We start from the raw sequence: 8,478 nt of genomic DNA, 5'->3' as shown, positions 1-8,478 counted from the left end.
TCTCTGGAACTTCAGCAATAAAGGCTTGATCTAATTCACTCCAGTAGAGAATAATTTCATACCGAAACATTATTTTTACTTCCTAGCTTATATTTGAGAATCACTGCCCGAACTTGTTTAATTTGATAGCTTTTGGCTTTTCCTCTTTTATGTTGCAGGTTCAATATCTCCTCAACATCGGCTTTGACAAAAATGCGATGATCGCCACGAATCCGTTCTTCAAAGCCTAGTGTATATAAAAGTTGCCACAGTTGGGCGAAAGGGATATCTGTATCAGAAGTCCCAGAGAGAATTTTGTCTAAGAGTTTGTCTTGCTGACTCACGTTTTTCTGACTGCTTTAATGTTTCTATAGTCTCATATTTATTTAAAATCAGGGTATCCAAAAGCAAATCTGTCATTTTGCTCCTGAGTTAGAGCATCCCTGATGACAATGACTATTCCAGTTATCAGGGCAAACTTTAGGCTTGGATACTGCTCTACTAATTTACTTGATTTAAACAAATACTAATTATTTGGATGTTACAGATGCTTTCTTTGAAGCGATCTTTTACAGTGAGTTTAATTTTGTAACACCAGTTTCGCTTCTAGTGGAGTGTATCATTTATCTTGACGAATGCTGCTCATTTACCCTTGTTACTGGGGTTATCAGTCTTAATATCGGCTCAATTTATACTTTCACGACTTTTCTAGAATCCTTTAGCGTAACATTCCATAGAAAAATTATCGCCAATTTATAGGTGATGTAGGCAACTACAGAGGGCAAATTGTTGAGATTGCTCATATCATAATGCTGAGGTATAAATCCATCTCAGTCAATACTGCTATTTAGTAAAAAATATTACACAGACATGAAAAATCAACTTCTGGGTACAGTTGCATTTTTAACTACGATTAGTTTGACAACAACCGTACAAGCAGCAAATTCTGAACATATTAAACAGTTATTGGCAACCAAACAATGTCAAAACTGTGATTTGACGAGTGCAGGTTTAGTGATGGCTGACTTATCTGGAGCCAATTTGAGCGGTGCTAATCTCACAGGTGCTAACCTCAGCCGCGCAAACTTGAGCGGTGCAGATTTGCGGGGTGCAAACTTAAGTGGCGCGAGTTTATTTGGCGTTAACCTGAGCGAAGCTAAATTTAATGGGGCAAATTTGACGGGTGCTGATTTGAGAAATACTTATTTAGCAAATGCAGAACTAACTGGCGCTTACTTAAATGGGACTAACTTTCAAGGTGCAGTTGCGATACCATCACAAATTGCTTCACCAGCAGAATTTTATGCTTTGGGTGTAGCAGAAGGGCAAAAAGGCAACCAACAGCAAGCAATCAGTTATTTTAATCAAGCGATCGCAATTAAACCAGAATATGCGGATGCTTATCTCGCTCGTGGTGTCGCTCGTTACCAAATACTAGATAGACAAGGTGCATTTCAAGATGCTCAAGTTGCGGAAAAATTGTTTACATCCCAAAACAACAGCACTGGAACCCTAACAGCCCAAACTTTTATAAAAGAACTGCAAACACCCGTCAATGAGAAGATAAGTACTGGTAAACCCAGCTTCGTTGACTTTTTGGGAAGTATTGGCTCAGTCTTGCTCCAGTTCTTCCCTTTTTAAAGGGGATAATAACAGTTGACAAATGACAAATAACAAATGACTTTATCTAACGAATTATGGGCAGCAAATCAAGACTTAGCCCAAGCTTGCCTAGAGCATCCTTTCGTTCAAGGTATTGGCGATGGTACTCTTGAGCGAGCTAAATTTGCTTACTACGTAGGGCAAGATGCTTTTTTCTTAGAAGCTTTTGCGCGTGCCTACAGTATCGCCGCAGCTAAAGCACCAGACTGGTTAGGTTTCACCACATTTCATAATTTAGCTAGTGGAGTTTTAGAAGAGCTGCGGCTGCATAGTGGCTATGCTTCTGAGTGGGGAGTCAATTTGTATGCTGTAGAACCTGCATCTGCCACCCGCCGCTATACTGATTTTTTGTTAGCAACTGCTTGGAGCAAAGACGTGGGTTTAACTGCGGCGGCGATGTCTCCTTGTATGCGTTTGTATGCCTTTTTAGGAGAAAAATTGGCTTGTAACGGTATTCCTAATCATCAATATGCAGACTGGATTCGCACTTATAGCGGCGCAGATTTTCAACCACTAACACAACAAATAGAAAATTTGGTTGACAATTATGCCGCTACCAATTCTGTTGTGTATTCAACTTATCGTTATGCGATGTTTTGTGAGCGCGACTTTTTTCAGGCTGCGTGGATGTTCAGTTGAACAAATTCATATCTATAGCAGTCCTAAATCATTTGTGAAAATTATATATCTCTTTCTTCTTTCTTCCCTTTGCGCCCTTAGCGTACTTTGCGGTTCGTTTTCTTATTTATAATTTTTCACGAATCAAATAGGATTGCTATAGCAACCTTTTTGACCTTTTCTATCTATCGAACTCACGTTGTTTGAAGATATCAAGCCCAGTAAAAATGTTGAGTTCTATTTTTAAACCTATACACAAAAAAAGACGCGAATTTATCCTTTGCGTCTTCTTTTAAGATTTTAAAAATTAGAAACTGAATGTGGTTCTCAATACACCAATAACAACATCATCATTAGTGTCGTTGTGATCTGGAGATGTTAACCAGATGACTCCAGGAGTAATGGTGATATTGTCACTCACCTTATACTGGTAAAAAGCCTCAAGATGATAGGATGTATCAGGATCGCTATCCAAACCTGCGATGTCAGAACTTGTCACTTTCGGCTCCATACCAGCGATGATACCTGCTAAGTTACCTTTTTTACCGAGGTCAGGGAAACCGAGGGTAACAGCATAGTTCCAAATATCAACATCTCCACGGGTTCCTCTCAAGCTTTGGCTGTTGGTGTATCCAGCCCAACCACCTAAAACGATGTTATCAGTAATGCCAATGGATGCTTGGACGCCGTAAGAATTACTGGAAAATCCTACTTGATCTTCTGGTAAACCCTGGATAGCTGCTATATCCTGAAAAGTAGCGGCATTGCTACCTGTGAGTAGTGGTTGGTTGTAAGAATTGATGTAAGTTAAACCGATAGAAATGCGATCGCTTGGTTTAACTGTCAGCTGTGCCAACGCACCATAAGAACCATTGAACAAACCATTATTGGGTGTAGGGTCATTAGCTGTACCGCTCAAATACCCTAGACTTAATGCCAATTTTTCGCTGAACTCGTATGTTACTCCCAACCCCGCACCATTTATTTGGCTATAAATTGGGTTACGTGTACCAAAGGTAGACAAAGCACCAAAAGCGCCATCACCATCAAAGAGATTGACAGTGCTGGTAAGATCGTCTGCTGCACCTGCATTAGCAATAGCGACAACCTCTGTTTTTTCACCCAAGGGAAATCTGTAGAACAATGCATCTATAAAAGCATTAGTAGTACCATCACCAGCAAAGAATAAGTTACCCTCTGGCGTACCAATGTTAGGGCTGAGAATATTATTAGCCTGAATTCTGGTGAATAAAGTATCTTTCCCTGTGAAACTGGTTACTAATTCTAGCCGTGCCCGTACCCCTAAAGTTGTATTCTCGTCTGTAATTTCTGCACCGTTGACTGTATTTCCTGACAACACATCGCTGACAACTGCGACAACTTGTCCTTGCAATTTAGTTGTAGTTGAGAACTGATTCGCCTCCAATTCAGCACTGCGTACTTCTACTCCATCCACACGACCTCGGAGCGTCGCCAGTTCTGCGGAAAAATCTTCTTGCAGCTTTTGTAATGTGGCTAAATCTTGTTTGTTAACTAAATCACCAGTGGCTGTAGCAATAAGTTCGTTAACGCGATCGAGACAAGCATTCAAACCAGCAGCAAACTCATATCGCGTTAATGCCCGATTACCGCGATAAGTGCTATTTGGGTATCCTGCAATACAGCCATAGCGCTCAACCAAGGATTGCAATGCTTGAAATGCCCAGTCGGTGGGTTGTACATCAGAAAATTGGGACACGGAGGTAACTTGTCCCATTTTCTGATCTGGCGCGATGTTTTGAGTTTTTGTGTCTGGATTAGCTAAAACTTGCGGTTGATTGATTTCAGACTTACCCGATGTTTCACCTGCAAATGTAGCAGTATTAACAAATAGCATGACACCGCAGACTGCTGGACTAACTAGCAGATATTTCCAGAATTTTTGCATTTCTCTCCTCACACTGATCTCCAACTCACACCCAAACCACGTTTTTTTTAACGGGTATTTTATGAGAATATTTGTCAGCAATCTTATCAGAATTAAGCAACCTTTTTAACAAAAAAAGTCAAGAAATCCTAATTATTTAGGGAAAACTAAATTGCAGAGGGCTATACCGTCTGAAAAAGTTTTGTTGTTACTCATTACACAGCAAACCCAGAATGATATTATGTACTTAAAATGAGAATGAGAATTATTATAGTATAAAATTTAGAATACTTCTCATTGTCAATAGCGATGATGACAGAGGTAGAGCAAGCATCCGTTTGGAGGAGAAATATCGTGATTGTGAATTGCAGAGAAATTAGAACAGGTAGGCAAAGAAGCGGCATCTTGCCCATAATTGCTCTGCTAATGTTGTCGATGGCTACTGGGTGTAGCCAATCGAATTCAAATCAGGGAACAACTTCCGAACAGTCGCCGCAAGCACAGGAAGCTGTTTCTACCCCACAGGCGCAGTCGGGAAAAACTAAAGTAGTGGCGACATTTTTGCCGATATATTTGTTTACTAAGGCAGTAGCTGGGGATGTGGCAGATGTAGAAATTCTAGTGCCACCGGGTACGGAAGTACATGAATACCAAGCGACACCAGGAAATGTCAAAGCGATCGCTACTGCTAAGGTGTTAGTGAAAAATGGTTTAGGCTTGGAGCAATTTCTGGAAGGTACTGTCAAAAATGCTCAAAATTCCAAATTAACTGAAATTGATGCAAGTATTGGTATTAAACCCTTAAATGAAATTTCACCTGTTGTCAAAACGACACCAGATGAAAAAGACCAGGAACATAGTCAGGGTAATCCTCACGTTTGGTTAGATCCAGTTTTAGTAAAACAGCAGGTAACGAATATTCGAGATGGATTAATTGCTGCCGACCCGGCGAACAAAGTTACTTACGAAGCAAATGCTACAGCTTATATTAAAGAATTAGAAAGTTTAAACAGTGAATTTCAGCAGACTTTGCAGAAAAATCCCACTTGCACCTTTATTACCTTTCATGATGCGTTTCCATATTTAGCTAAACGCTATAACCTCAAGCAAGTTGCGGTGGTGCAAATTCCTGAAGATCAACTTTCACCAACAGATGTCCAAAATGCCGTCAACGCTGTGAAAAAATACAAAGTTAAAGCTTTATTTAGCGAACCAGGAGTAGATAATAAACTGCTGAACAGCCTCTCTAAAGACTTGAAATTAAATTTGCGTACTCTGGATTCTCTAGAAACTGGCGAAACAGATCCACAGTATTATTTCAAGGCAATGAAAACTAATTTGCAAACTCTGGAAACATCTTGTAAATAGATTTGTCATTAGTCATTTGTCATTTGCAAATGACTAATGACTAATACTTCTCTACAAGAGATTGCGCCAACTACTACGCGGTAGTTGAGCGCAGTCGAAACTCAGAACAAGTGACCAATGACCAATGACTAATGACCAATAACTAATGACTAATGACTAATGACATTCCTATTTTAAAAGTAGAAGGATTAACTGTCTATCAAGGCAGCTACCTAGCTGTTCGAGATGTTTCCTTTGAATTGTTACCAGGAACAGATACAGCCATTGTTGGCCCCAATGGTGCTGGTAAAAGTACCCTGGTAAAAGCGGTTTTAGATTTGATACCTCGAAGTGCTGGGACGATTGAAATCTTGGGTCGTCCAATTTCCAGATTGGGGCATTTACGCCACACATTAGGCTATATGCCGCAAAACTTTATTTTTGACCGTAGCTTTCCTATTTCTGTCAGCGAATTAGTCGGACTGGGATGGACTAAGGAAGGGAAAAAAAAGAATTCATTTTTTTCCCACTTGTGGAAACAAGACCGAGAAAAATCGGCAGCAGTAACAGAAGCTTTACGGCGAACTGATGCTTATCATTTACAGCATCAAGCTATTGGTACTCTTAGTGGCGGTCAACTGAAGCGGGTTTTATTGGCTTATTGTTTGGTAATGCCTCGGAAACTCTTGGTACTAGATGAAGCCTTTGCTGGTGTTGATGTGCAAGGTGCAGCAGATTTTTACGCTTTGCTAAATCAATTAAAGCGAGAGGAAGGTTGGACGGTATTACAAGTTTCTCACGATATTGATATGGTAAATCGGCATTGCGATCGCGTACTTTGTCTGAACCAAAGCATTGTTTGTACTGGTAAGCCAGAAATTGCCCTTTCACCACAAAACCTGTTAGCAACCTACGGCCCAGGTTTCAGTCGCTACCAGCACCAACATTAAAAGAATTCGTAATTCGTAATTCGTAATTCGTAATTAGACTCCCAGAATTAGTTAATGCCCATAAGTATGAATTTTTTCAATGATTGTCAGATAACTTGGCTTGCGATCGCTAGTAGTAATGACTTGCTAGAGTTGTTACAACTTGCCTCAATACAGCGTGCGATCGTTGGTGCTGCCTTAATGGGAATACTTGGCGGGATGTTGGGTAGTTTTGTCACCTTGCGCCAGTTGTCATTTTTCAGCCACGCGGTTGGTCATGCAGCATTGGTAGGTGTGGCATTAGGTGTGCTGCTACAAATAAATCCTACTTGGATGCTGTTACCTTTTACCTTAGTTTTTGGGGTTATTGTCCTCTACTTTATCGACAAAACCGACTTAGCTAGCGATAGCATACTCAGCATCGTGCTATCTGGGGCATTAGCGATCGGTTTAATTCTCACGAGCCTAATTAAAGGATATCGTGGCAACTTGATGGCTGTACTGTTTGGGGATATTCTAGCGATCGACACCACAGATTTGATTTTGACGCTGCTAGTCCTTGTGGGAGGTAGCATATTTTTACTATCAACTCTGCGACAGCAAATTTTATTGACCCTTAACCCCGATGTCGCTCAAGTTCAAGGCGTTCCCGTCCAATTGTACCGCTACGCTTTTGTGGTCTTGCTTTCACTCGCCGTTGCTGTGGCGATTAAAGCTGTCGGTGTTTTACTAGTGAACGCCTTTTTAGTCATTCCCGCCTCCACCGCCAAACTGATGAGTCACCACTTTAGCCGCTTTCTAGTCATGTCGGTGATAGTTGGTTCCATGAGCAGCATTGCTGGCATCATGGTCTCAGGTATTTTCAACCTTGCTTCTGGGCCAAGTATTGTTCTTGTCCAGTTTCTCCTATTTGTAGCCGTTTTCGTGTGGTTTAAGTTCAGTTTGAAAGCTGCATAATTATTTTTCTCCAAAGACTTGCTATATTCTTTTATCTTTGCTACATTGATTAATCGTGGCTCACAAAAGCCCCAGCCGGGATAGCTCAGTTGGTAGAGCAGAGGACTGAAAATCCTCGTGTCACCGGTTCAAGTCCGGTTCCTGGCATACTTTACAGCGAAAAACACTTCTGACATATTGCATAAGCAAAAAAGTTGCCTGCAAGTTGTTTTTAGCTGGGGTGGAGAACGCTATTAGAATGCGTTCCTTCCCTACACCCTTGGTAAGTTGAATTTACCTATAATCAAAGAAACCGAAGCCACCGCGGTAATAGTCATGTTGTCAGAAAACCTTAAAGTCGTTGGGCTTCCAAGCACTGACGAACTAGCCTGCTCGGACGATATACCTGTGGATAATGAGGATCAAAATTTTCTGCCCAACATTCTACTGTTCCTATTAACCTCGATTTGGGCAACGCGCACCGATTGGTTTTTCGGCGTAGACATGGCAATCTACCACACGACAGGGGCTAATGCGAGGGTCCCCATAGTACCAGATGGGTTTCTGAGTTTGGGAGTCGATCGCAAAAAAGGTGGTAAATCGCGTAGAAGTTACGCTGTCTGGGAAGAAAATGAGGTAGTACCAATACTAACATTGGAGATGGTATCCCATTCCCCAGGAAGTGAATACGACGAAAAGTTAGAAATTTATCGGAAACTTGGCGTACTTTACTACATTATTTACAACCCCGAATATTGGCAACGCGATCGACACCAACCATTTGAAATTTACAAATTGGTAGATAAAAATTATCAATTACAAATTGGCGAACCCCATTGGATGCCAGAGGTTGGTTTAGGAATTGGACGACATCAAGGTGTTATTGGTGGAATTGGTCAGGAATTTTTATCTTGGTATGACGAACAAGGAAATCGGTATTTAACGGCAGAAGAAAAAGTAGAAAAGTTTGCACAGCATTTACGTTCTCTTGGTATCGACCCCGATAATTTACCCAGCAATCCGTAAATTAGGTTTGCTTCAAGCTAAAAAGCGGGAAGTTGTTAAGTAGTTGAAATCTTGTTAGCTTTTATGCTTAAAATT

Annotated in this window: 8 protein-coding genes and 1 tRNA gene; 7 read left to right on the top strand and 2 right to left on the bottom strand. The window is 40.9% G+C overall.

Annotated features, from left to right (window positions below; all coding sequences use genetic code 11):
* Positions 1-56: 56 nt before the first annotated feature.
* On the bottom strand, positions 57-323 hold the full coding sequence (locus CDG76_RS22425; protein ID WP_094351149.1) for a toxin HicA: 267 nt from the start codon (positions 321-323) through the stop codon (positions 57-59).
* Between the two features lie 526 nt (positions 324-849).
* Here CDG76_RS22425 and CDG76_RS22420 point away from each other — a divergent pair.
* Both CDG76_RS22420 and CDG76_RS22415 read left to right on the top strand, forming a co-directional pair.
* Positions 850-1,620: a pentapeptide repeat-containing protein gene (locus CDG76_RS22420; protein WP_094351148.1), complete on the top strand. Its 771-nt coding sequence runs from the start codon at positions 850-852 to the stop codon at positions 1,618-1,620.
* 36 nt (positions 1,621-1,656) lie between these two features.
* Positions 1,657-2,280 carry a TenA family protein gene (locus tag CDG76_RS22415; RefSeq protein WP_094351147.1) on the top strand — a complete coding sequence of 208 codons (624 nt, stop codon included), beginning with the start codon at positions 1,657-1,659 and terminating at the stop codon, positions 2,278-2,280.
* A gap of 286 nt (positions 2,281-2,566) precedes the next feature.
* Here the strand turns inward: CDG76_RS22415 and CDG76_RS22410 are convergent, their stop codons facing one another.
* The gene (locus tag CDG76_RS22410; protein WP_094351146.1) at positions 2,567-4,186 is read right to left on the bottom strand and encodes an iron uptake porin; all 1,620 of its coding nucleotides are present in this window, start codon (positions 4,184-4,186) and stop codon (positions 2,567-2,569) included.
* Between the two features lie 405 nt (positions 4,187-4,591).
* On the opposite strand from CDG76_RS22410, the gene CDG76_RS22405 reads away from it, so the two are divergent.
* From CDG76_RS22405 to CDG76_RS22385, 5 genes are all read left to right on the top strand, one after another.
* The gene (locus CDG76_RS22405; RefSeq protein ID WP_442946385.1) at positions 4,592-5,533 is read left to right on the top strand and encodes a metal ABC transporter substrate-binding protein; all 942 of its coding nucleotides are present in this window, start codon (positions 4,592-4,594) and stop codon (positions 5,531-5,533) included.
* A 152-nt stretch (positions 5,534-5,685) separates the two neighbouring features.
* Positions 5,686-6,462 carry a metal ABC transporter ATP-binding protein gene (locus tag CDG76_RS22400; RefSeq protein WP_094351144.1) on the top strand — a complete coding sequence of 259 codons (777 nt, stop codon included), beginning with the start codon at positions 5,686-5,688 and terminating at the stop codon, positions 6,460-6,462.
* Positions 6,463-6,528: 66 nt separating this feature from the next.
* The gene (locus tag CDG76_RS22395) at positions 6,529-7,398 is read left to right on the top strand and encodes a metal ABC transporter permease (RefSeq protein WP_094351143.1); all 870 of its coding nucleotides are present in this window, start codon (positions 6,529-6,531) and stop codon (positions 7,396-7,398) included.
* 74 nt (positions 7,399-7,472) lie between these two features.
* Positions 7,473-7,545: transfer RNA gene (locus tag CDG76_RS22390), tRNA-Phe, on the top strand.
* Between the two features lie 168 nt (positions 7,546-7,713).
* Positions 7,714-8,403, top strand: a complete 690-nt coding sequence (locus CDG76_RS22385) for a Uma2 family endonuclease (RefSeq protein WP_094351142.1) — start codon at positions 7,714-7,716, stop codon at positions 8,401-8,403.
* Positions 8,404-8,478 lie beyond the last annotated feature (75 nt).

Origin of the sequence: Nostoc sp. 'Peltigera membranacea cyanobiont' 210A (assembly GCF_002246015.1) — a bacterium.
Classification (GTDB): Bacteria; Cyanobacteriota; Cyanobacteriia; order Cyanobacteriales; family Nostocaceae; genus Nostoc.
Note: the sequence above shows the minus strand (reverse complement) of the source record. Positions and strands in the feature narration are given on the sequence as shown.

Excerpts from the sequence above, each read along its gene's own strand:
- CDG76_RS22420 (WP_094351148.1), top strand. The coding sequence starts at position 850 with ATGAAAAATCAACTTCTGGGTACAGTTGCATTTTTAACTACGATTAGT.
- CDG76_RS22415 (WP_094351147.1), top strand. The coding sequence starts at position 1,657 with ATGACTTTATCTAACGAATTATGGGCAGCAAATCAAGACTTAGCCCAA.
- CDG76_RS22410 (WP_094351146.1), bottom strand. The coding sequence starts at position 4,186 with ATGCAAAAATTCTGGAAATATCTGCTAGTTAGTCCAGCAGTCTGCGGT.
- CDG76_RS22405 (WP_442946385.1), top strand. The coding sequence starts at position 4,592 with ATGTTGTCGATGGCTACTGGGTGTAGCCAATCGAATTCAAATCAGGGA.
- CDG76_RS22400 (WP_094351144.1), top strand. The coding sequence starts at position 5,686 with ATGACTAATGACATTCCTATTTTAAAAGTAGAAGGATTAACTGTCTAT.
- CDG76_RS22395 (WP_094351143.1), top strand. The coding sequence starts at position 6,529 with ATGAATTTTTTCAATGATTGTCAGATAACTTGGCTTGCGATCGCTAGT.
- CDG76_RS22385 (WP_094351142.1), top strand. The coding sequence starts at position 7,714 with ATGTTGTCAGAAAACCTTAAAGTCGTTGGGCTTCCAAGCACTGACGAA.